Origin of the sequence: Vibrio metoecus, from assembly GCF_009665255.1 — a bacterium.
Lineage (GTDB): Bacteria > Pseudomonadota > Gammaproteobacteria > Enterobacterales > Vibrionaceae > Vibrio > Vibrio metoecus_B.
On the sequence record NZ_CP035686.1, the window covers coordinates 813630 to 837241 of the forward strand.

Below are 23612 nucleotides of genomic sequence, written 5' to 3' on the forward strand. Positions count from 1 at the left end.
TTTAAGCTTGAGCTTGTTAGCAAAACGTTAAATTTCTCTGCTGTCGATGGTTTCGCTATCCTGAGTCGCTTGGGTTTGTGTGATACAGTGGGTCGCCAATTGCTGGTAATTCTTTTGCATGACCTGTACGAAATGTTCCGCATCACTAAAACCGGTTAACGGCTCACCTATCACCACATCGCAGTTGAAAGGCACAAATATCGCTGTACCTTTGGGTAGTGCTCGCCCCAAACCACGCATGACCACAGGTAATACCGCACGCTCTGGGTGATTTTTGACTAAATGATAAATGCCTTTTTTCAAACCACTCATTATTTCCGGCTCACCACGACTCCCTTCTGGGAAAATAATCAGAATATCGCCTTGGTCTAAAGCCTCATGGCAAGCTTGCAGTACCGCGTCACGTTCATTGCTTGAGGGGGAACGACGGATCGGAATGATGCCTATAATATTCAGTGATAACCAAGCCACAAGCGGATTCACCAGAAAGTAATCCGCTGCAGCGACAGGGCGCACTCGGTGAATTAAATGCAGCGGAAACAGAGCCATGAGTACGAGTGTATCTAAATGACTATTGTGATTGGCGGCAATCACCATTGGACCTTGAGTCGGGAGATTTTGACGCTGTAAAATATTGAGCCCTAACCCAATAAAAACTAAGGGTTTAACGATCAATAGGAAAAACAGCACTTTCAGAATACGCGCCATATAAGCCTCAGTAATAGAGATAATAGAGGTAGTGGAAAAACAGCGGAGCGGTAAACATCAAGCTATCGACCCTATCCAAAATGCCACCATGACCCGGAATAAATTGGCTGGTATCTTTAATACGCAAATCGCGCTTGACTGAAGAAATGACCAGATCGCCAATAAATCCACTCAAGGCAATGATGACTCCGCCGACCAACCCTTGCGTCGCCGTTAACGGTGTTAGATAAGGCGCTGCAAAGTATGAAACGGTAACCACGGTCAATGTGCCGCCGATAAAGCCTTGCCAAGTTTTATTCGGGCTGACTTTCGGAACGATCTTATGTTTACCAAAACTTTTTCCCCATACGTATTGGGCAACATCATTGAACTGAGTCATCACCAATAAAAACAGCAACATACCCAGTGAACCTGCATCTGGGTTTAAGTTTGGTAGCACCAATAGGTATGCCATATGGCTGATACAAAATACGGTCAACATCATTGCCCAGTGAATAATGCCTGCCGAGCGAATAAAGCCTTTAGTATCTCCAATCAGCACCATCACCATAGGTAAGTACAGGAATACATAGACTGGAATAAAGATAATGAACATGCCGTACCAGCCGATGGAGAGCCAGTAGTACTGAAATGGAATAGATAAATAAGCCCAGAAAATCACTCGGCGATCGGTCATTCGTGTTGGCACAATCGATAGGAACTCTTTCAGTGCCATGAAACTCAGGAAACCCACAAAAAAGAGCGTGTAGTTGAGTGGAAGCTGCAATACGACAAACACAATCGCAACCATCCACCACCATGAACGAATACGCAGCTTTAATTCGAGATAATCGCGTTCAGGATAGCGGCGAGACAGCCACAAATAACAGAGTGTACCTACCACTAGAATGGCCAAAATCACCAACATCAAGTGCAGTGAGTGTTGAGGAATGTTGAGCATGACTAGTTACCTTGATGATCGGACGACGAAGCACGCGCCGCATGGAATTGATAAATGTGCTGTAAGCGTCGCCAAACCGTGAGTACCAGCCCGATCAGCATGACGATTAAGGTGATATCCATGGTGTATGCGAAAAAGGTTGGGAGCTCATCGAACAGTGACAGTGTCGCGATAAAGAGCAAACTGAGGGTAAGCAGCGCCATGCGATGCTGTTTAGCCATCGGGCCTTGAAAATCAGCTTCACCGCCCATGCTGACTCCCAATACACGAATGTAGGCGGTCAGCACCGCAAGAAGCGCACAAAGCCATGCCAAGGTCATTCCGAGCGCAGAAGTCGTGACAAAACCTGCACCAAGAATCAACAAAGGGTCGGCGATCCGATCCGGTACATCATTAAACAATTCGCCAGCAGGGGTCTTCTTGCCGCCTTCTACGGCAACCATGCCATCAAACAAGTTACACAGTAAACGTGCTTGAATCGATAAGGCTGCCAGAATGAGCCAAAGCGGAGCAGGGTAGCCTTGATATACGGCCAAAATGGCACAGCCAAGCAGCGCAAAAGCAATACTCATGAGCGAAATTTGGTTAGGTGTGATCTGTTTTTGGCTCAACCAAACGGCAATACGTTTGGTGAAGCTCAGTTCTCGAACCGCAAGTGGGCGGCGATTTTTCTCTTCAGATAGTGTCTTTTCCATGTAACCTCTTGTTACCACAAATGAAAGCGTGGTTGGCAATAGGCGATGTGGTAACACATAATCTGTAGTGAAAAGAAGTCATACCAAGGTAGGTTGAGTGATATTTGGCACGCGTCTCAATCTTGTGGCGCCGATTGTTAATGCATCACTCATTAATTTGGGTTGAAAGAGGCACATTACCTGAGGCGAAATAGTGTTTACAAAACGCAGTAAACTCGGTTTTTGAGATAGGTCGTGAGAAGTAATAACCTTGAAACTCGTCGACACCCAGTTGTTTAAGTTGTTCGAGTTGGGTCATTTGTTCAATACCTTCAGCAACGACTTCCATTCCTAATTGATGGGAGAGATTAACAATTGAAGCGATGAAAATCGCTTGTTGCTGATTTCGATTCATATTGTCGACAAAGGATTTATCAATTTTCAATTTACTGAATCTGAGGTGGTTGAGTTGATACAGTGAAGACCAGCCTGTTCCAAAGTCGTCTAAGGCAAGGCGAACCTTCATTTTTTCCAATTTTTCGATGATGTTCATGCTGTGTGCGAAGTCATCGATCGTCATGGTTTCAGTCAGTTCTAAAATGATCGCGTTGAGAAAGTTTTCATGGCTGCCAAAAATTTCGGTCACGAGGTCGGGCAATGCATCGTCAAACAGAGAATTGGAAAGGTTGATGGAAACATCTAATCGACGGTTATAGTTTTTCCAATCATTTTGTAATGCAAGGTAGACTTGCTGCATGATCCACGCGCCGAGTTTTTTCCCGAGCCCGTATTCTTCTGCTATTTCGATTAAGTATTGTGGATTGATGAAACCAAATTCATGATGTTGCCAACGAATTAAGGCTTCACACCCTAATCGTTCAGGGTTACGCGATAAAATAGGTTGGTAGCATAAGTACAAGTGAGATTGGTTAGGGTCTGCCAGTAGCTTTTGTAATTGCTCTGCGAGTATCCGCTTTTTGTTGTAGGCACTTTCAATTTCACGGGTGTAATACACCACCTGACCATCTGGTGTTTTTTTCGCGATATTAAGCGCTAAGTCAGCATTGTTTAATAAACTCTTCGCGCGTAGGGTTGAATTGGTTTGAGTAAAGTCTTGGGTTTGGCAGGTGACAACACCCATCGCTACGCTCAAACGTTTTGTGGGGTCATTGTCCTGTACTAACTTGGTCAGGTCATTCCATAAATTACGGATGAAAAACTCTGCGTTACCATTACAAGGGTGCAGTAATACCGCGAACTCATCGGCACCCATTCTGGCACATTGATAAGCGAATGGGTGACAGCGTTGAGTCAACAATCCTGCAATTTTTACGAGCAATAGATCGCCAGAGGCGTAACCGATCGTATCGTTTAATTCTTTGAATCGATTGAGGTCGAATAGGATTAGCGCGACAGGTTCTTGCTTTTTTAGTCGACTTTTTTTCAGTGTTTTAACAATAAAGTTGCGGTTCTTCAGTTTTGTTAATGGATCATGCCATGCGAGAAACTGTTGGTAATCTGCAGAACGATAGGTCATGTAAGACAGCAAAATCAAAATTAGCAAGATCGCGGCGAAAAAATAGAGCAGTTGCTGTTTATTGTCGGTGATAATTCGGAGGTTTGCGTTGGCGCTTTCACCCGTGAAATTCACAATGGCTAAATCTCGAATTTGATCGTTATAAGGCTCCAGAATTTGCCGCAACTCCTGAAGTGCGGCTTTATCGCCTCGGCTTATTGCTAGCTCATAACGTTTGAGTTGAGTAAACGTTTCTTGAATGATTTTTTGGGCATCATGCTGCTGCCTAAGTTCATGGGTCTCTTTGCTGGTTAGAAAGAGATCAAAACGGTTCCACAGAATATCGTAGTTGAGGCTCATTGCCTTATAGCTTTCACTGCTTCCGGTTAGCAAGTAAGTGTCTAATCTATGGGTAAAATTGAGCGTCTCTACTTCCAGTTGTGCCAAAGACCAAGCGGTAAGCTGAGTATATTTGGTCAGCATGTTGTAGGTATTGGTAAAGCGTACCATGGCCCATAACGAAATTAGGATCATAGCGAAGACTAGAGTGAAAAAAGCAAGTAAAGACTTTTTCATAATAGTTAGGGGCTGATAATTTCTATATGACTGATTTGCCAGACCATACGGCTGTGGAGCACTTCATTGTTTAGTTCCCCGCTGTTGGTGAGTGGGTAAATTGACCAAACCGGCCCACGATCACGAATGGCCATTGGCTTGCCATTTTTCTGAATAGCAAACACAGGATTGTATTTCTCGATGTCGGAATAAGGGATAACGGCCCAATATTTATTTAATGCGATAACTTTGAGATCGGCTTGCTTTACGCCTACCCAAGCTAAAATCGCTTGAGCAGAAATGCCCTTAAATTCAGTATTGCCTTGTGTCCACGGTGTCTCAGTGACAATCGTTAAATCACTACGTGCCAGAAGATCTTGGTAGGTGGCAGAAATGGTTTGATCCTGATGGGTTAGGGTTAGAATCGGTTCTTCAGCAAACAGCTTGGTGCTGATTAATGCTAGTAGTGTAAAGAATAAAGTACGCCCAGTTTTCATTCGATATATCTCTCTATACATGAGTGACTCTTATAGGTATAGGTAGCCCGTGTGCAGCGTGCAAGTTCCATCTTTAGGCTTAGCACTAAAGTCGTGTTTGTTTGGGTTCAGGATGGGTATCTGGTACAACTTTTGTCACAAAAAATTAACACCATAATCTCTTGCTGATTTTCCGAAACTTCACCATATTGTCATTACCGTGTCATAAACATAAAGGTGAGGAGATCGATATGGAACACGTTGAAATGGTTCAACCTAGCATGCTAGGTGTTGTGGGTCGTACTTTGGTGTTTTCCTTGCTGGCATTAGGCTTCACCTTCATGCTTTTGTAATGACACCGAATAGTTATCAAAGCCGAGCTTAATGCTCGGCTTTTTTATGGGCTTGGATAGCTTTGTGAGAGCCTGAGTTAAGCATAGAACTGTGAATCTATGTTGGTGTTATTTTCTGCACACAAACGAACTTAATAAAACCTAGTGTAAAGGTCGGGTATTTGCTAACGTGCGGACAAATGATTTATCGCGAGTCTGATTATGTCGGTGTGGAATTCTGTACGTCTTAGCCAACGCTTTGCTGCTTTACCTCAATGTTTTTATACATCAATTCGTCCGCAGCCTTTAGAACACGTCCGCTGGGGGATGTGGAATGTGGCTCTCGCGCAGGATTTTGGTTTGCCTGAAGTGCCTAATGATGAATTGTTGGCCTCACTTTCGGGTCAGCAGTTACCGGTCGGTTTTGCACCTTTAGCGATGAAATACGCAGGGCATCAATTTGGTGTCTATAACCCCGAACTCGGTGATGGGCGCGGATTGCTGTTGGCCGAAATGGCGACGAAGCAGGGCGAAGTGTTTGATATTCATCTCAAGGGCGCAGGACTCACGCCTTATTCACGAATGGGAGATGGTCGTGCGGTGTTGCGTTCATCCATTCGCGAATATTTGTGCAGTGAAGCAATGGCTGGTTTAGGGATTGCTACCACACGCGCTTTAGCGTTGATGGCGAGTGATACGCCAGTGTATCGTGAGCGTGAAGAACGAGGGGCGTTGTTGGTACGCCTTGCGCAAAGCCACATCCGGTTCGGTCATTTTGAACATTTATTTTATACCGAACAACACGTTGAACTGAAATTGTTAGCCGATAAAGTGATTGAATGGCATTTCCCTGATTGCGCTCAGTGTGCAAAACCTTATGCCAATTGGTTTCAGCAAATCGTAGAACGCACGGCACTGATGATTGCGCAATGGCAGGTGTATGGCTTTAACCATGGCGTGATGAATACCGACAATATGTCGATCCTAGGGCAAACCTTTGACTACGGTCCGTTTGCTTTTTTGGATGATTACGATCCGAACTTTATCTGTAATCACTCCGACTATCAGGGGCGTTATGCGTTTGATCAGCAGCCACGTATTGGTTTATGGAACCTGTCTGCGCTCGCACATGCACTATCGCCATTAGTCGAAAAAGCAGATTTAGAAACCGCTCTAGCCAGTTATTCCGATCACCTTAACGTTCATTTCAGCCAATTGATGCGAGCAAAGTTAGGGCTAACAAGTCAGCAAGAAGGCGACGGTGAGCTGTTTGCTGATTTCTTCGCGCTACTGACCAATAACCATACCGACTACACGCGCTTTTTGCGTGAACTTTCTTGTCTGGATCGACAAGATGCCGCTGCGGTGGTGGATTTGGTGGTTGATCGTCAATCGGCTCAGGCTTGGATCGAGCGTTATCTTACCCGCGCAGCCCGTGAGCTTGGGCAAGATGGTCAGCCAATCAGTACCCGTGAGCGTTGTCATGCTATGCGTCAAGTGAACCCGAAATACATCTTGCGTAACTACTTAGCCCAGCAAGTGATTGAGTGGGCAGAGCGTGGGAATTTCCAAGAGATGCATCATTTGGCTCAGGTTCTCGCGACCCCTTATGATGAACACCCAGAGTTTGAACATTATGCAAAGCTGCCTCCTGAGTGGGGTAAGAAACTCGAAATTAGCTGCTCATCTTAGATTATTGTGCATGGGTGGAAAGTTACACAAACGTTAAATTTGATGGGTGGTTTTCCACCCATTTTTTATGGTGTTAGCGTAACGCGAGGTTCTATTTTGCAGTGTGTTGGATTGCAACGTACTGATTCCTCAGTGATGTTAAAAATATGTAATGATTGGCGCGCTTGTTGCTTTGGTATAAGTACGCAGTCCAATGATGGGCTGAAAAATCCAACCAAGGAGAATAAGAATGATCAAGCCGCTTACCCTAATCGCCGCTTCTGTCCTCGCTGTAACAAGCTTTAACGCCGCTGCTAACTGTGATCCGGGTGAAATCGTGATCAAGTTTAGCCACGTGACCAATACAGATAAGCACCCGAAAGGGATTGCTGCGTCACTACTCGAAAAACGTGTCAACGAAGAGATGAATGGCAAAGCCTGTATGCAGGTATTCCCTAACTCGACACTGTACGATGATGACAAAGTGTTAGAAGCATTGCTCAATGGTGATGTGCAATTGGCGGCACCTTCGCTGTCAAAATTCGAAAAATTCACCAAAAAGTACCGCATTTTCGACCTACCTTTCCTTTTTGATGATGTTGATGCTGTTGACCGTTTCCAAAGTTCTGCCAAAGGTGAAGAGTTGAAAAATGCCATGACTCGCCGTGGCGTGAAAGGCCTAGAATTCTGGCACAACGGAATGAAGCAAATTTCTGCTAATAAACCGATCCTCGTTCCGGCAGATGCGAAAGGCTTGAAGTTCCGCGTACAAGCATCTGATGTATTGGTAGCCCAGTTTGAGCAGATCGGTGCTAACCCTCAGAAAATGTCATTTGCAGAAACTTATGGCGGTCTGCAGACCAAAGTTATTGATGGACAGGAAAATACTTGGTCAAACATCTATGGTCAGAAGTACTTTGAAGTACAAGACGGTGTGACCGAAACCAATCACGGTATCTTGGATTATCTGGTTGTGACATCAAGCAAATGGTGGGATGGCTTACCGGCAGATGTGCGTGACCAGTTTGCTCAAATTCTTCGTGAAGTGACGTTAGAACGCAACGCAGAATCCAATAAGGTTGAGGAACTGAACAAGCAGTACATCATTGAAGCAGGTGGCGTGGTGCGTACTCTGACCCCAGAGCAACGTCAGCAATGGGTTGATGCTTTCAAGCCGGTTTGGAAGAAGTTTGAAAAAGACATCGGTTCTGATCTGATTGATGCCGCGTTGACTTCGAACAAGAAGTAATCTCTCTTTTGGCCCCATTGCGGTGGGGCCGTTTGTCTGTTCGTCACACTATTAGAGCGATGTATCACATGGAACAGTCATGGCTTTCTAGAGTCGGTCAGTTTACCGACATGATTGAAGAATTTCTGATTGCGTTTTTTATGGGCGCAATGACCCTATTAACCTTTGCTAACGTCGTCATGCGCTATTTGTTTAACGACAACATTCTCTGGGCGTTAGAAGGCACCGTATTTATGTTTGCGTGGATGGTGCTGGTCGGTGCCTCTTTCGGCGTAAAAAGACACTTCCATATTGGTGTGGATGTATTGATTAATATTGCCCCTCAAGGGCTGCGCAAGCTCTATGCGCTAGTGGCGGTGGCTTGCTGCTTGGCATTTTCTATCATGCTGCTGGTCGGATCTTGGCAATATTGGTACCCCTTTATCAGTGAACGTGCATGGTATGAAACGGACGATATTCCTATGCCTGATGCTCTGCAGTTTCTCGCGGATTGGTTAAACGAAGGTGAGCGTTATGAAAAGCTGCCGCGTTTTATCCCTTATGCCGCGTTGCCAATTGGTATGGGATTGCTCACTTTTCGTTTTATGCAGATCGCTTGGAAAATTGTAACGGGTCAGCTGGATCGTATGATCGCAGGGCATGAAGCAGAAGAAGATCTAGAAGCCCTAAAAGCGGAGCTTTCAGAAGCCAGTGAGGCGATGATGCCTAATACCCAAGGCAAGGAGAAGTAAATCATGGCGGTTGCACTGTTATTTATTCTGGTGATTGGCCTAATGTTGATTGGGGTACCGATTGCCATTTCTCTTGGGTTGTCGAGCATTCTGTTCTTGCTTTGGCATTCGGATACCTCTCTAGCGGCAGTGGCGCAAACGTTGTTTAACGCGTTTGCAGGACACTATACGCTGCTGGCGATCCCGTTTTTCATTTTGGCTTCAAGTTTTATGTCTACTGGCGGGGTAGCAAAACGGATCATTCGTTTCGCCATTGCGATGGTGGGTTGGTTCCGCGGCGGTTTGGCGATTGCCTCCGTCGTGGCTTGTATGATGTTTGCTGCGTTGTCCGGATCTTCTCCTGCAACGGTGGTTGCCATCGGTAGTATTGTGATCGCCGGTATGGTGAAAAACGGCTATAGCAAAGAGTTTGCAGCTGGAGTGATCTGCAACGCGGGAACCTTGGGTATTTTGATCCCGCCTTCGATTGTTATGGTGGTGTATTCAGCGGCAACCAACGTCTCGGTCGGTCGTATGTTTCTTGGTGGTGTGATCCCAGGGTTATTGGCCGGTTTGATGCTGATCATCGCCATTTACATTACCGCGCGGGTGAAAAACTTACCCAAACAGCCCTTTGTCGGCTGGAAAGAGGCATTAAAAGCGGCCAAAGAAGCGAGCTGGGGCTTATTGTTGGTGGTGATTATCCTAGGCGGTATCTACGGTGGGATCTTTACTCCAACGGAGGCCGCAGCGGTTGCGGCAGTGTACGCTTTCTTTATCGCCAACTTCATTTATCGCGATATGGGGCCGTTTGCGGATAAGAACAACACCAAACCTGCAGCAGTGAAAGTGCTGGAAACTTTCGTACACAAAGACACCAAAGCGACGCTGTACGATGCGGGCAAGCTGACGATTATGCTGATGTTCATTATTGCCAACGCCCTGATCCTCAAGCATGTACTGACCGAAGAACGCATTCCACAAATGATTGCAGAATCGATGTTGTCTGCGGGAATGGGCCCTATCACTTTCTTGATTGTGGTGAACTTACTGTTGCTGATTGGCGGCCAATTTATGGAACCATCGGGTCTATTAGTGATTGTCGCACCTCTGGTATTTCCGATCGCAATCGCGCTAGGTATTGACCCAATTCATTTGGGAATCATGATGGTGGTGAACATGGAAATTGGGATGATCACTCCTCCGGTGGGCTTGAACTTGTTTGTGACGGCGGGGGTTGCAAAAATGTCGATGGTTAATGTGGTGAAAGCGGCGCTGCCATGGGTTGGCGTGATGTTCTTATTCCTCATCATTGTAACTTATGTACCGTGGATATCGACATGGTTGCCCACACTCTTGATGGGGCCGGAAATCATTACTCGCTAGAGAATGAGGCATACCGTTAATGAGACACAGCCCTTCGCATGCGAAGGGCTGTTTTTTCCGAACATCCACAACCGATTGCGGTGTACGTGCTTTCTGTGGCGAAAGCTAGGGTTTGTAACTCTCTTTATCGAGTTGGTACTTCTGCATTTTGTCATACAAGGTTTTACGCGGCAGGTTAAGGCGTTCCATAGTCGCCTTGATACTGCCTCCGCACTCTATTAGCGTTTGCTCTAGAATGGATTTCTCGAACTCAGCGACTTGTTCATTCAACCCCAACAGCTGGCGCTTAGGCTCATTATTTTCAGCAAATTGTGCCAGTTTACCGAGTAACACGTAGCGTTCAGCGGCATTGCGCAGCTCACGTACATTGCCCGGCCAGTCGTGGCTGAGTAGGTGCTGCACATCAATGGGAGTCAGAGCGGTTGCGGCTTTGCCATAGCGAGCGGCGGCGACCAGTAAAAAATGGTGAAAGAGAGCTGGAATGTCCTCTCTGCGTTCACGCAGCGGTGGAATGTCCAAGGTGACAATGTTGAGTCGATAATAGAGATCTTGCCGAAATTGTCCTTCCGCCGCGGCTTGCTTTAAATCAATTTTGGTTGCCGCAATCATACGAATATCGAGAGGGATGAGCTCATTCGAGCCAATGCGTTCTATCACTCGCTCTTGTAATACGCGCAGCAGCCGGATCTGCGCTTGCATTGGCATAGACTCAATCTCATCGAGGAACAGAGTGCCACCTTGGGCATGTTCAAATTTACCAATGCGTCGGCTTTCGGCACCCGTAAACGCGCCTTTTTCATGACCGTAAAGCTCACTTTCAATCAAGTTTTCTGGTACCGCGCCACAGTTAATCGCCACAAAGTTTTGCTCACGGCGTGAACTCTGCTCATGCAGCGAACGGGCAACCAACTCTTTGCCGGTTCCTGTCTCTCCGAGCAATAGAATATCCGCTTGCGTGTCAGCGACTTGGGCTATCGTCTCACGCAAAGACTGAATCGCCGTTGTCTCGCCAATAATACGTGGGCCTAAAGTTTGGCTGACTTTTAAACTGCGTTTTAGCTGGCGGTTTTCCAACGTAAGGCGACGCTTTTCGATGGCACGATGCACCGTATCAATCAGTCGCTCTGGAGCGAATGGCTTTTCAATAAAATCGTAAGCGCCATCATGCATGGCTTTGACCGCCATTGAAATATCACCATGCCCCGTGATGAGAATGACGGGCAGTTCACTGTCTTGATGTAATACGGAGCTCAGTAAATTCTGCCCACTTAAACCGGGTAAACAAATATCACTGACGATGACCAGAGGGAGCCCTTGTGTCTTGATTGCCAACAACGCCTCTTCGACACTGGAAAAAAACTGAGCATTGAGATCGGCCAATTCGAAACTTTGTGCGAGCGCGATGCGAATATCGCTCTCATCATCAATCAAAAATACATCACACATGGTTATTCCATATTGAGAGGTGTGAAACGAGGCAGGGTGATGGTAAAGCGCGCACCACCTAATGGTGATGTTGCGACACTCAATTCGCCCTGCATGCTGTGTAAAATCTGTTGTGAGATAGAAAGTCCAAGCCCTAAACCATTCTTTTTCGTGGTGTGGAATGGCTCAAACAGATGCGGCAGAGTTTCAAGACCAATGCCGGGGCCGTTATCATCCACATAAAGCTGTATCTGCTGCTTAGAAATTTGCAACCTGATTTGGACGATGCGCTCAGCTTGTCCCTCTAATGCTTGTAACGCATTGGTGAGTAGATTAATCAGCACCTGTTCAAGCTGGATGGGGTTTACGCGTACCCAGACCGGAGTATCAACCTCACATAACTCTAACTGGGTTATCTGCGTTTTGAATTGAGCGGTCATCAACTCTTTGGCGGATAAAATGAGCGGGTACAACTGGACTTCTTGCTGCTCATTCGAGGTGGATTTACGAGCAAATGATTTAAGCTGTTCGCTGATCTTCGCCATGCGTTCGGTGAGTGCTGAGATGCGCGTTAAGTTCTCTTCCGCCCGTTCTGGCCTGTTGGTCGCAAGGAAACGACGACCATTATCGGCAAAGCTGCGAATCGCGGCGAGAGGGTTGTTCAGCTCGTGACTGATGCTGGCTGACATTTGGCCGAGCACTGCCAATTTAGCCGCTTGAATCAACTCATCCTGCGTTTGACGCAGGGCTTGCTCGGTTTTTATTCGCTCGGCAATTTCCGCATGCAGCTTGGCGGTACGTTCCATCACCTCAAATTCCAGTTTCTGTTTGGTTTCTTGTTGCAGCTGTTCAATTTGTCGTTGGCGCAGCTGCCTGTGATACCAGAGCTGGAAACCGAGATAGACGATCGCAAACAGCATGCACAGGATAATCAGTAAACCAAAAGCGGACCAAAACAGTTCGATTTTCGGTGAAAGTACACGAATAGTCAGTGCGTGTTGCGGTAAGGTGCGGCTAGAAACAATATAGTCATCTTGCAGCCAATGTTTTTCTGGCTTTCGCCATTCGCTCTGCTCTGCATACAAATCGCCTCGCCAACCCAAGGACGGAATGGGGCTATCCAGATATTGTTGGCTGGCACGAATCGCTTTCAATTGCGACGTAGGCAAGTCTGAAACGCTATGAAACAGCCAAGCCGGTTGGCTAGACATAAACACCACTTGGTTCTCATCCGTCGCGACAAAATAGCTGTTCTTGCTCTGCCAGCCTTCTTCAATCGCAGAGAGATCCATTTTGACTACGATAACTCCTAGTGTTTCCGCAGCATAAATAACGGGGTAAGCATAATAGTAACCGCGTTGTCCCGAAGTCGAACCGAGCGCGAAATACTGACTTTTTTCACCGGAGATCGAGAGGTAAAAATAGGGTCGCCATGCAAAGTTGCGCCCAATAAAAGAACGATCCAAATTCCAGTTACTGGATGCAATCGTGTTACCAAATCGGTCAATCAAATAGGTATCTGCCGCTTGAATCACTTCGTTGACCTGTTCGAGATAACGATTGGTAATGTCAATTTGCGCTGAATTTTGTGGGGAAAGCAGAGCGTCAACCAGCTCTTTATCTTTCGAAATCAAGTGGGGAATGTGAGCATACTTATCTAAAGTGGCAACGATATGATTGGAAAATCGATCAAGCTGTGATTGATGCTCACTGAGCAAAGAATGATATTGAACACGCCAATAGAGATGCGTGCTCAAACTGGCTAGCGCAATGAAAATAACCCACAAGATCAGGCTAAGACGACGAATCGAAGACATCCTTGGCTCTTATTCAACAAATCCTTTAGTCACATCATACTGAGTCTAGGGCATTCACGCGTTTAAAAAGATCGCAATCTCGGTATGCAAAACAAGAGCAAGATCTCTTTTTACGCTTTTCAATAAAAAAAAGCCTCGATTCCATTGAAAAAGCCTATATTGTCCCCATTTCAGAGTGGCTATTGGTTTCCTTCTGGTGGAATTTTTAGCACTTGATTGGGTTTTCAGGAGATTGGCTTGACTCTGACCGGGGATTAACTCGACAGCTTCGGCTGTGGTCGTTAGAATGTCGCGTCTGAAATTTGGTCCTGAGACTAATCAGAGATACCTTTACCAAAAGATATCGCTCATTAGTCTGGTTTTCTGGCGATTTGCTTGAAAGCCGATGCTCAATATTTACATTTCAGTGTTCAATCGGGCACAACACAAGGATGCAGCCACACGTCGTGTTGGCTCATGACGCTCAGAAACCCTGAGCCAGTTTTGAGGTTTAGAAATAATGCAAGTTACTGTTGAAACGCTAGAAGGCCTACAGCGCCGTCTGAATATTACTGTTCCAGCTGCAAACATCGAAGACGCTGTAGCAGCTGAATTACGCAACATCGCGAAAAACCGTCGTTTCGATGGTTTCCGTAAAGGCAAAGTGCCAATGAAGATGGTTGCGAAAATGTACGGCAAAGCAGTACGTCAAGACGTGCTGGGTGAAGTGATGCAACGCCACTTCATCGAAGCGATCGTAAAAGAAAAAATCAATCCAGCTGGTGCGCCAACGTTTGCTCCAGTTGAAATTGGCGAAGGCAAAGATCTGGTTTTCACAGCAACATTCGAAGTTTACCCAGAAGTTGAACTGAAAGGCCTAGAAAGCATCGCAGTAGAAAAACCATCAGCAGAAGTGACTGACGCTGATGTAGCAGAAATGCTGGAAACTCTGCGTAAGCAACAAGCAACTTGGAAAGAAGTTGACGAAGCTGCAGAAAACGGCAAGCGCGTTTCTATCGATTTCGTTGGTTCTATCGACGGCGTTGAATTTGAAGGCGGTAAAGCAGAAAACTTCCCTCTGGAAATGGGCGCAGGCCGCATGATCCCAGGTTTTGAAGACGGTATCGTTGGCAAAACTAAAGGAATGGAATTCGTTATCGATGTGAACTTCCCAGAAGAGTACCACGCAGAAAACCTGAAAGGTAAAGCGGCTCAGTTCGCGATCAAAGTGAACAAAGTGGAAGCACGTGAACTGCCAGAACTGAACGATGAGTTTGTTGCACGTTTCGGCGTTGCTGAAGGCGGCGTTGACGCTCTGAAAGCAGAAGTACGTAAGAACATGGAACGCGAACTGAAGCAAGCGATCAAAGCGCGCATCAAAGAGCAAGCAATCGAAGGTCTAGTAAAAGCGAACGAAATCGACGTTCCTTCTGCACTGATCGATCAAGAAATCGGTGTTCTGCGTCAACAAGCTGCACAACGTTTCGGTGGCAATGTTGAAGCTGCAGCTCAACTGCCTCGTGAACTGTTCGAAGAGCAAGCAAAACGCCGCGTAGTGGTTGGTCTGCTGCTGGGTGAAGTAATCCGTACTCACGAACTGAAAGCAGATGAAGACAAAGTGAAAGCACTGATCACTGAAATGGCTACCGCGTATGAAGATCCAACTGAAGTTGTTGCTTACTACGAGCAAAACCAACAGTTGATGAACAACATGCGTAACGTTGCTCTAGAAGAGCAAGCGGTAGACGCGATCATTGCGAAAGCACAAGTAACTGAAAAAGCGATCAGCTTCAGCGAGCTGATGAACCCAGTTGCTGCTTAATAAGCAAACTGTAGCGTAGAAGGTTGACGAAACAATCAATCATCTGCTAACAATGGTCCGTGTGATACCCATCATTCGGGCCATTTATTTTAGGGATATTAAGACTATGAGCTACCAAGAAAAAAATGCAATGTCGCCCATTTTTGACGCACTCGTACCTATGGTGGTTGAACAAACCTCTCGTGGTGAGCGCTCATACGACATCTATTCTCGCTTACTGAAAGAGCGAGTGATTTTCTTAACCGGTCAAGTAGAAGATCACATGGCAAACCTTGTCGTGGCTCAACTGCTTTTCTTAGAATCTGAAAACCCTGATAAAGATATTTTCCTCTACATCAACTCACCAGGTGGCAGTGTGACTGCTGGGATGTCAATTTACGACACCATGCAATTCATTAAACCAAATGTGAGCACAGTATGTATGGGGCAAGCCTGTTCAATGGGCGCTTTCTTGCTTGCTGGCGGCGCGCCAGGCAAGCGTTATGTACTGCCGAACTCACGAGTGATGATTCACCAACCACTGGGTGGATTCCAAGGCCAAGCCTCTGATATTCAAATTCATGCTCAAGAAATTCTGACCATTAAAAACAAACTGAACCGTTTGTTGGCAGAGCACACAGGCCAGCCACTTGAAGTGATTGAGCGTGATACTGATCGTGATAACTTCATGTCGGCAGATCAAGCAGTGGAATACGGTTTGGTGGATGCGGTGCTTAAACACCGTGGCGAGTAAGCTCGTAATTGTATAACGCAATTTTGATTGAAGTGTTATACACTCAAACCAAAGTGAGTAAAGGCTAAGAGGTTAGCGAATGACAGACAAAAGCAAAGAGGGCGGTAGTAGTAAACTGCTGTACTGCTCTTTCTGTGGCAAAAGCCAGCACGAAGTTCGCAAACTGATCGCAGGTCCATCTGTTTACATTTGTGATGAGTGCGTTGATCTATGCAATGATATCATCCGTGAAGAGATCAAAGATGTTCTGCCAAAAAAGGAATCAGCGGCGTTACCGACGCCAAGAAAGATTCGTGAGCATCTTGACGATTATGTGATTGGTCAAGAACAAGCCAAAAAAGTGCTAGCCGTTGCGGTATATAACCACTACAAGCGTTTACGTAATGGTGATACGACTAGCGAAGGCGTTGAGCTAGGCAAAAGTAACATTTTGCTAATTGGCCCAACGGGTAGTGGTAAAACACTACTGGCTGAAACGTTGGCGCGTTTGCTGGATGTACCGTTTACAATGGCGGATGCGACCACATTAACCGAAGCGGGTTATGTGGGCGAAGATGTAGAAAATATCATTCAAAAGCTGCTGCAAAAATGCGATTACGATGTTGCAAAAGCGGAGCGTGGTATCGTCTATATCGATGAAATTGACAAAATTTCTCGTAAGTCTGAAAACCCATCCATCACACGTGACGTGTCGGGTGAAGGGGTTCAGCAAGCGCTGTTAAAACTGATTGAAGGTACAGTTGCTTCGGTTCCACCACAAGGTGGCCGTAAACATCCTCAGCAGGAATTCCTGCAAGTAGACACTTCGAAAATCCTGTTTATCTGTGGTGGAGCGTTTGCTGGCCTAGATAAAGTGATTGAACAGCGTGTTGCGACAGGTACTGGTATCGGTTTTGGCGCGGATGTGCGTTCTAAAGATAACAGCAAAACCTTGAGTGAACTGTTTACTCAGGTTGAACCTGAAGATTTGGTGAAATACGGTTTGATCCCAGAGTTCATTGGTCGTCTGCCTGTTACGGCAACGCTGACTGAACTGGATGAAGCGGCATTGATTCAAATTCTGTGTGAACCAAAGAATGCACTGACCAAACAGTATGCGGCGTTGTTTGAACTGGAAAACGTTGATCTGGAGTTTCGTGAAGATGCGCTGAAAGCGATTGCTGCTAAAGCGATGAAACGCAAAACCGGTGCACGTGGTCTGCGCTCAATCCTTGAAGCGGTTCTACTGGAAACCATGTATGAACTGCCTTCGATGGAAGACGTCAGTAAAGTCGTGATCGATGAATCCGTAATTAACGGTGAGTCTGCACCACTACTGATTTATAGCGCAAATGAGAGCCAAGCCGCTGGCGCGGAGTAATCTCAAGCAACAAAAAAATCACAAGGAGGTATTCAATACCTCCTTTTTTTTATTCTGTCATTGAATCCAGTCAGTTAGCCCCCATATACTGCGTAACAAATGCAAAGCGGAAGAGAGAAAAATATGAACTTGGAGCGTTCCGAGCGTATCGAGATCCCCGTACTACCCCTGCGCGATGTGGTTGTCTATCCACACATGGTCATTCCTTTGTTTGTTGGCCGAGAAAAATCGATCCAGTGCCTTGAAGCGGCGATGGATAACAACAAGCAAGTCTTGTTAGTAGCGCAAAAGAAAGCGGAAACCGATGAGCCGAAAGTGGCCGATTTATTTGAAGTCGGTACGGTAGCGACTATCTTACAACTGCTAAAACTTCCCGATGGCACCGTTAAAGTGCTGGTCGAAGGCCAGCAGCGCGCCAAAATCACTCAATTCTATGAAGAAGAGTATTTCTTTGCCGATGCCGAGTACTTGGTTACCCCAGAGCTGGATGAACGTGAACAAGAAGTTGTAGTTCGTAGTGCGATTAATCAGTTCGAAGGTTTTATCAAGCTCAATAAAAAGATTCCACCTGAAGTGCTTACTTCTCTCAACGGTATTGATGAAGCTGCGCGTTTAGCAGACACCATTGCAGCGCATATGCCGCTGAAATTGGTGGATAAGCAAAAGGTGCTCGAACTGCTCGATGTGACAGAGCGTTTAGAATTCTTGATGGGGCAGATGGAGTCCGAAATCGATCTGCTACAGGTTGAGAAGCGCATCCGTACCCGTGTTAAAAAGCAGATGGAAAAATCGCAGCGCGAATACTATCTGAATGAACAAATGAAAGCGATCCAGAAAGAATTAGGCGAGATGGATGATGCGCCGGATGAATTTGAAACGCTGAAAAAGAAAATCGAAGACTCAAAGATGCCGAAAGAGGCACGCGAGAAGACGGAACAAGAGCTGCATAAACTGAAAATGATGTCGCCAATGTCTGCGGAAGCCACCGTTGTGCGTAGCTATATCGATTGGATGGTGAGTGTTCCGTGGATTAAACGCAGTAAAGTGAAAAAGGATCTATCAAAAGCAGAAGAGATTCTTAATGCAGATCACTATGGTTTAGAACGCGTTAAAGAACGTATTTTGGAATATCTCGCAGTACAAAGCCGTATCAACAAACTCAAAGGCCCAATCCTATGTTTAGTAGGACCTCCAGGTGTGGGTAAAACGTCATTAGGACGTTCGATTGCTGCTGCAACAGGACGCCAGTATGTGCGTATGGCTCTGGGTGGGGTGCGTGATGAAGCAGAGATTCGCGGCCACCGTCGTACCTATATTGGCTCGATGCCGGGCAAACTTATCCAGAAAATGGCGAAAGTTGGCGTGAAAAACCCGCTATTCCTGCTTGATGAAATCGACAAGATGTCATCTGACATGCGTGGCGATCCGGCTTCTGCACTGTTAGAGGTGCTTGACCCTGAGCAAAACAACTCGTTCAACGATCATTATCTGGAAGTGGATTACGATCTGTCCGATGTGATGTTCGTGGCAACTTCAAACTCGATGAACATTCCGGGACCATTGTTGGATCGGATGGAAGTCATTCGTCTATCGGGTTACACCGAAGATGAAAAACTCAACATTGCCAAAGACCACCTGGTTAGTAAGCAGATTGAGCGTAATGGTCTCAAACCCAGTGAAATCGTGATTGAAGATTCAGCCATCGTCGGCATTATCCGCTATTACACGCGTGAAGCGGGCGTACGTGGCCTTGAGCGTGAAATCTCGAAGATTTGTCGTAAAGCCGTGAAGAAAATTCTGCTCGATAAAGGGATGAAAACCGTTGTCGTAAACCAACAAAACTTGAAAGAGTTTTTAGGTGTCCAACGTTTTGATTACGGCAAAGCAGAAGAGAGCAACCGTATCGGTCAAGTAAACGGCTTGGCGTGGACAGAAGTCGGCGGTGATTTATTGACAATCGAAACCCAATCGATGCCTGGGAAAGGTAAGCTCACCCAAACTGGTTCATTGGGCGATGTGATGCAAGAGTCGATTCAAGCGGCTATGACGGTGGTACGTTCACGTGCAGAAAAACTGGGCATCAACCCTGATTTCTACGAGAAAAAAGATATTCACGTCCATGTTCCTGAAGGCGCGACTCCTAAAGATGGACCAAGTGCGGGTATCGCCATGTGCACCGCACTGGTTTCTAGTTTGACGGGGAATCCAGTCAAAGCGGAAGTCGCCATGACCGGTGAAATCACTCTGCGTGGTGAAGTGCTACCGATTGGCGGTTTGAAAGAGAAACTACTGGCAGCACATCGCGGTGGTATCAAAACGGTGCTGATCCCGAAAGATAATGAGCGTGATTTGGAAGAGATCCCAGATAATGTGATCGCCGATCTGCAAGTTCTTCCGGTACAGTGGATTGACGAGGTTCTCAAAGTTGCTTTAGAGCAAGACCCGACAGGGGTTAGCTTTGAGAGCAAAAAGAGTGATGCGCAGCAAAAATAAGTAAATCTTTACGCTGATAGGTCTAAAAAGGCTTGTCAGCGTTTTTTTTGGAAGCTAACGTTACTGTCAGTAGCTTGTAGCCCTGATGCAACAAGGCTTTAGGCTAGTTTAAAAACTTTAATGGAACGAAATCGGCACCGATAAAATAATAACGGGTGACCAAAGGGGAATCACAGTGAATAAGACACAATTAGTAGAACAAATTGCAGCGAACGCAGATATCTCTAAAGCCTCTGCAGGCCGCGCTCTTGACGCATTCATCGAAGCAGTGAGTGGTACACTACAATCTGGTGACCAAGTGGCACTGGTTGGCTTTGGTACGTTCAGTGTACGTACTCGTGCAGCGCGTACCGGCCGTAACCCAAAAACTGGCGAAGAGATCAAAATCGCTGAAGCAAAAGTACCATCATTCAAAGCTGGTAAAGCGCTGAAAGACGCTTGCAACTAATTTGAATGAAGATTTTGCACTTTTCTGCAAAATAAATTCGAACCTTTTGAAATTATGCGCATCCTACTGATGCGCATTTCTTTTTCTGATATTATCGCGCCATTCATTTTGGGCTGACGTGCCTGATATCAACCCCGGAGAGTAGTAGCACTATGATGGATCGATTACGCGAAGGCGTGAACAGCATCGCGGTTAAAGTTATCCTTGGATTAATCATCCTGTCTTTCATTTTTGCTGGTGTAGGTAACTACCTGATCAGTGGCGGTAACAACACAGCCGCCAAAGTGGGTAAAGCAGAAATTAGTCGTGGTGACTTTGAGCAAGCCTATCAAAACGAACGTAACCGTATGCAAGCTCAATTGGGCGATTATTTCTCCAACTTACTGGCCGATCCGACTTATGTCGCATCTTTCCGTAAGTCAGTGTTGGACCGTATGGTGAATGATTTGCTTCTAGAACAACATGCGGCGTCGTTGGGTCTACGTGTGAGTGACCAGCAAGTGCGCCAAATGATTTTGGACATGCCTCAGTTCCAGTCACAAGGTCAGTTTGATCAAGAACTTTACCAAGCAGCCTTGCGTCGCGCCGGTTTTACACCAGACATGTTCGCGGAATATTTACGTAAAGATTTAGTCCGTAACCAATTAATGAGCGCATTGCAGGGCAGTGAGTTCAGTCTACCCGGTGAAGTGAATCTGCAAGATCAACTGATTTCTCAAACCCGAGATATCCGTACCATCACCCTATCGCTGGCGGACTTTGCGAAAAAAGTCACGCTCAGCGATGAAGAGATTCAACAGTATTACAAGGCCAATACAGAACGCTTTACTCGCCCTGAGCAGATGAAAGTGTCCTATGTTGAGCTGTCTGCTGACGCACTGAAAAAGCAGATCATGATTGATGATGAAGCTGCGCAAGAGTATTACCAAGAGCACCTTGATAAATATTCAACCGCTGAACAGCGAAAAGTGAGCCATATCCTCGTTGAAGGCAGTGATGAGCAAAAAGCGCAAGCGATTCTAGATGAACTGAACGCGGGTGCTGATTTTGCAACTGTTGCAAAAGAAAAATCGCAAGATGTTGGCAGCGCACAAGAAGGTGGATCACTCGGTTGGATCGAGCGTGACACGATGGATCCAGCGTTTGAAGCGGCCGCTTTTGCATTGACCGAAAATGGGCAAATTTCTGGCTTAGTTAAGTCTGAGTTTGGCTATCACATTATTCGTTTGGATGAAGTGAAAGCTCCAGTTGTTAAGCCATATAGCGAAGTTGTGGAAGCGATTAAACAAGAATTGGTCGATCAGCAAGCTTTAGATACGTTCTATGCAAAACAAAGTGAACTTGAAAAGCTAGCTTTTGAACACTCGGATTCTTTGGATGAAGCCGCGAAAGCGATTTCCGCTACGGTACAACACACGGATTTTATTTCGGCTGAACAAGCGCCTGAACTGTTAGCTGCACCTGCTGTGCTGCAAGCGTTAAAAACTCCAGAAGTGAAAGAAGATGGCTTAAATTCAGAAGTGATCGAAGTTGCTCCTGAGCATGTGATTGTGGTGCGTGTTGAAGAATCACGCCCAGAAACGGTATTGCCTTTAGAAGAAGTGAAACCTCAAGTGGTTGAACAACTTTCACGAATGAAAGGCGAGCAGCAGGCTCTTGAGTTAGGGAATCAGTTAGTTGCGTCACTGAAATCAGGCAAGATGGATGTGTTAGCTGAAAACGGCGTTGCCTTTGGTGAATTGCAAATGATTGATCGTAGTTCACCACTCGCGAATACCGTCTACGCAATGGTTAAACCACAAGATGGCACAAAAGGTTACGCACAAGCGAAAGACTTTGATGGCAACGTAGTGGTGATTGAACTCGATAAAGTCGAGAGTAAAGTAACACCGGCTTATCATGAGCAAATTGCCACCCAGTTATCACGCATTGGTTCACAACAAGACTTAGCGGGCGTGATCAGCGTACTGCGTCAAAACACAGATATTGAGTATCATATTGCGACTGAATAATCATTCAGATTGTAATTGATATGTTTAAAGAAACGGGCTACAGCAGTAGCCCGTTCTATTTATAACACCTTGAAATATGCATCATAACTATCCTAGTTATGATGTCCCTCTATAACCAAAACGAGGGTCAACTATGCAATTCAAAACTAAATTAATCATACTGCTACTTTCACTCTGCCTGCCAACACTGCCAGTATTGGCAAATGCGGAGGAAACAGTGCCTGAAGCTCAAGTCGAAGAAGGCATTGTTATTACTGTGAATATTAATACGGCTTCGGCAGAAGAGTTAGCCACGTTACTAAAAGGCATTGGTGTAAAGAAAGCACAGGCGATAGTGGAATATCGTGAAGCAAATGGGCCTTTCTTGACTATTGATGACCTTGCTAAGGTAAAAGGAATCGGTGACGCGACTGTCCGCAATAATGCCGCAAGGATCTTGTTATAAATCGTGTTTTGGATTCATTTTAACCCGGTTAATACCGGGTTAATTTTTTGATTAACCGTGTTTTTGTTGGTTAATCCAGACTCTTACCTAGCACAGAAGCGCCTTTACACTTATAATTCTTCGCCGAAAATGCGGACGTAATATCGGCCGCCTAAAACTAGAAAGTGGAGAAACGCATGTCCTCTCATACGCCAGTTGTTACCGTCGATGGCCCGAGCGGTGCAGGTAAAGGCACACTATGCATGTTGTTGGCTAGAAAGCTCGGTTTTCAACTGCTAGATTCTGGTGCGATTTATCGTGTATTAGCTCTAGCGGCCATTCATCACGGAGTGGATCTTGAATCAGAAGAGGCTTTAGTCCCTCTAGCGACTCACCTCGATGTACAGTTCATTGCCGAGGGTGACTTAGTGAAAGTCATTCTCGAAGGCGAAGATGTTTCTCGCGAATTACGCAAAGAAGAAACCGGTATGGCAGCCTCAAAAGTCGCGGCATTACCTCGAGTTCGTGAAGCTCTTTTGCGCCGTCAACGCGCATTTGCGAATGGCAATGGTTTAGTCGCTGACGGCCGCGATATGGGCACTGTGGTTTTTCCAAGCGCAGAAGCCAAAATTTTCCTTGATGCGAGTGCAGAAGAAAGAGCCCGTAGACGATTCAAGCAGTTGCAACTGAAAGGGCTTGATGTTAAATTTGACGCCCTTTTAAGCGAAATTCAGGAAAGAGACGATCGCGATAGAAATCGTGCTGTTGCTCCTTTACGTCCTGCTGAAGACGCATTAGTGCTCGATTCAACCTCATTGACTATCGATGAAGTGGTAGAACAAGCGCTACAATATATCGAATCTAAACTGGTGTGAGTGAATC

At 46.0% G+C, this 23612-nt stretch carries 19 protein-coding genes and 1 pseudogene; 13 read left to right on the forward strand and 7 right to left on the reverse strand.

Annotated elements, in window-relative coordinates:
• Positions 1 to 27: 27 nt before the first annotated feature.
• From EPB59_RS03860 to EPB59_RS03880, 5 genes are all read right to left on the reverse strand, one after another.
• A complete protein-coding gene (locus EPB59_RS03860; RefSeq protein WP_154171609.1) occupies positions 28 to 708 on the reverse strand; it encodes a lysophospholipid acyltransferase family protein in 681 nt (226 codons plus the stop codon).
• Between the two features lie 7 nt (positions 709 to 715).
• Entirely contained in the window at positions 716 to 1648 is a 933-nt protein-coding gene (locus tag EPB59_RS03865; protein ID WP_055051051.1) for a phosphatidate cytidylyltransferase, read from the reverse strand.
• A gap of 2 nt (positions 1649 to 1650) precedes the next feature.
• Entirely contained in the window at positions 1651 to 2343 is a 693-nt protein-coding gene (locus EPB59_RS03870; RefSeq protein WP_154171610.1) for a CDP-alcohol phosphatidyltransferase family protein, read from the reverse strand.
• 145 nt (positions 2344 to 2488) lie between these two features.
• Complete coding sequence (locus EPB59_RS03875; RefSeq protein WP_195707092.1) at positions 2489 to 4321, reverse strand: putative bifunctional diguanylate cyclase/phosphodiesterase; 1833 nt, start codon at positions 4319 to 4321, stop codon at positions 2489 to 2491.
• A gap of 98 nt (positions 4322 to 4419) precedes the next feature.
• The gene (locus tag EPB59_RS03880; RefSeq protein WP_055051053.1) at positions 4420 to 4890 is read right to left on the reverse strand and encodes an oxidoreductase; all 471 of its coding nucleotides are present in this window, start codon (positions 4888 to 4890) and stop codon (positions 4420 to 4422) included.
• A gap of 533 nt (positions 4891 to 5423) precedes the next feature.
• Here EPB59_RS03880 and EPB59_RS03890 point away from each other — a divergent pair.
• From EPB59_RS03890 to EPB59_RS03905, 4 genes are all read left to right on the forward strand, one after another.
• Positions 5424 to 6893, forward strand: a complete 1470-nt coding sequence (locus EPB59_RS03890) for a protein adenylyltransferase SelO (protein ID WP_154171612.1) — start codon at positions 5424 to 5426, stop codon at positions 6891 to 6893.
• Between the two features lie 229 nt (positions 6894 to 7122).
• The gene (dctP, locus tag EPB59_RS03895; RefSeq protein ID WP_055051055.1) at positions 7123 to 8121 is read left to right on the forward strand and encodes a TRAP transporter solute-binding subunit DctP; all 999 of its coding nucleotides are present in this window, start codon (positions 7123 to 7125) and stop codon (positions 8119 to 8121) included.
• Positions 8122 to 8189: 68 nt separating this feature from the next.
• Positions 8190 to 8852 (forward strand): TRAP transporter small permease, encoded by a 663-nt coding sequence (locus tag EPB59_RS03900; protein ID WP_000438268.1) that lies wholly within the window; start codon positions 8190 to 8192, stop codon positions 8850 to 8852.
• Positions 8853 to 8855: 3 nt separating this feature from the next.
• Positions 8856 to 10217: a TRAP transporter large permease gene (locus EPB59_RS03905; protein WP_055051057.1), complete on the forward strand. Its 1362-nt coding sequence runs from the start codon at positions 8856 to 8858 to the stop codon at positions 10215 to 10217.
• Positions 10218 to 10322: 105 nt separating this feature from the next.
• On the opposite strand, the gene EPB59_RS03910 is transcribed toward EPB59_RS03905, so the two are convergent.
• Together EPB59_RS03910 and EPB59_RS03915 are read right to left on the reverse strand one after the other, a co-directional pair.
• Positions 10323 to 11663 (reverse strand): sigma-54-dependent transcriptional regulator, encoded by a 1341-nt coding sequence (locus EPB59_RS03910; protein WP_154171613.1) that lies wholly within the window; start codon positions 11661 to 11663, stop codon positions 10323 to 10325.
• Between the two features lie 2 nt (positions 11664 to 11665).
• Positions 11666 to 13459 (reverse strand): sensor histidine kinase, encoded by a 1794-nt coding sequence (locus EPB59_RS03915; RefSeq protein WP_154171614.1) that lies wholly within the window; start codon positions 13457 to 13459, stop codon positions 11666 to 11668.
• On the opposite strand from EPB59_RS03915, the pseudogene EPB59_RS18405 reads away from it, so the two are divergent.
• The 9 genes and pseudogenes from EPB59_RS18405 to cmk all read left to right on the forward strand — a co-directional run bounded on the left by EPB59_RS18405 (position 13449) and on the right by cmk (position 23605).
• Positions 13449 to 13668 (forward strand): annotated as a pseudogene (locus EPB59_RS18405) (TolB protein). The gene EPB59_RS03915 and the pseudogene EPB59_RS18405 overlap by 11 nt on opposite strands.
• Positions 13669 to 13958: 290 nt before the next feature.
• Positions 13959 to 15260, forward strand: coding sequence for a trigger factor (gene tig, locus EPB59_RS03925; RefSeq protein ID WP_055051060.1), 1302 nt, complete (start codon positions 13959 to 13961; stop codon positions 15258 to 15260).
• Positions 15261 to 15366: 106 nt separating this feature from the next.
• Positions 15367 to 15993, forward strand: a complete 627-nt coding sequence (gene clpP / locus EPB59_RS03930) for an ATP-dependent Clp endopeptidase proteolytic subunit ClpP (protein WP_000121679.1) — start codon at positions 15367 to 15369, stop codon at positions 15991 to 15993.
• A gap of 79 nt (positions 15994 to 16072) precedes the next feature.
• Complete coding sequence (clpX, locus tag EPB59_RS03935) at positions 16073 to 17353, forward strand: ATP-dependent protease ATP-binding subunit ClpX (protein ID WP_055051061.1); 1281 nt, start codon at positions 16073 to 16075, stop codon at positions 17351 to 17353.
• 123 nt (positions 17354 to 17476) lie between these two features.
• Positions 17477 to 19846, forward strand: coding sequence for an endopeptidase La (lon, locus tag EPB59_RS03940; protein WP_055051062.1), 2370 nt, complete (start codon positions 17477 to 17479; stop codon positions 19844 to 19846).
• A gap of 175 nt (positions 19847 to 20021) precedes the next feature.
• Positions 20022 to 20294, forward strand: a complete 273-nt coding sequence (locus tag EPB59_RS03945; protein WP_001044516.1) for an HU family DNA-binding protein — start codon at positions 20022 to 20024, stop codon at positions 20292 to 20294.
• Between the two features lie 152 nt (positions 20295 to 20446).
• Positions 20447 to 22306 (forward strand): peptidylprolyl isomerase, encoded by a 1860-nt coding sequence (gene ppiD / locus EPB59_RS03950; RefSeq protein ID WP_154171615.1) that lies wholly within the window; start codon positions 20447 to 20449, stop codon positions 22304 to 22306.
• A gap of 133 nt (positions 22307 to 22439) precedes the next feature.
• Positions 22440 to 22751 carry a ComEA family DNA-binding protein gene (locus tag EPB59_RS03955; protein WP_055051064.1) on the forward strand — a complete coding sequence of 104 codons (312 nt, stop codon included), beginning with the start codon at positions 22440 to 22442 and terminating at the stop codon, positions 22749 to 22751.
• Positions 22752 to 22927: 176 nt separating this feature from the next.
• A complete protein-coding gene (cmk, locus tag EPB59_RS03960; protein ID WP_154171616.1) occupies positions 22928 to 23605 on the forward strand; it encodes a (d)CMP kinase in 678 nt (225 codons plus the stop codon).
• Positions 23606 to 23612: the final 7 nt, after the last annotated feature.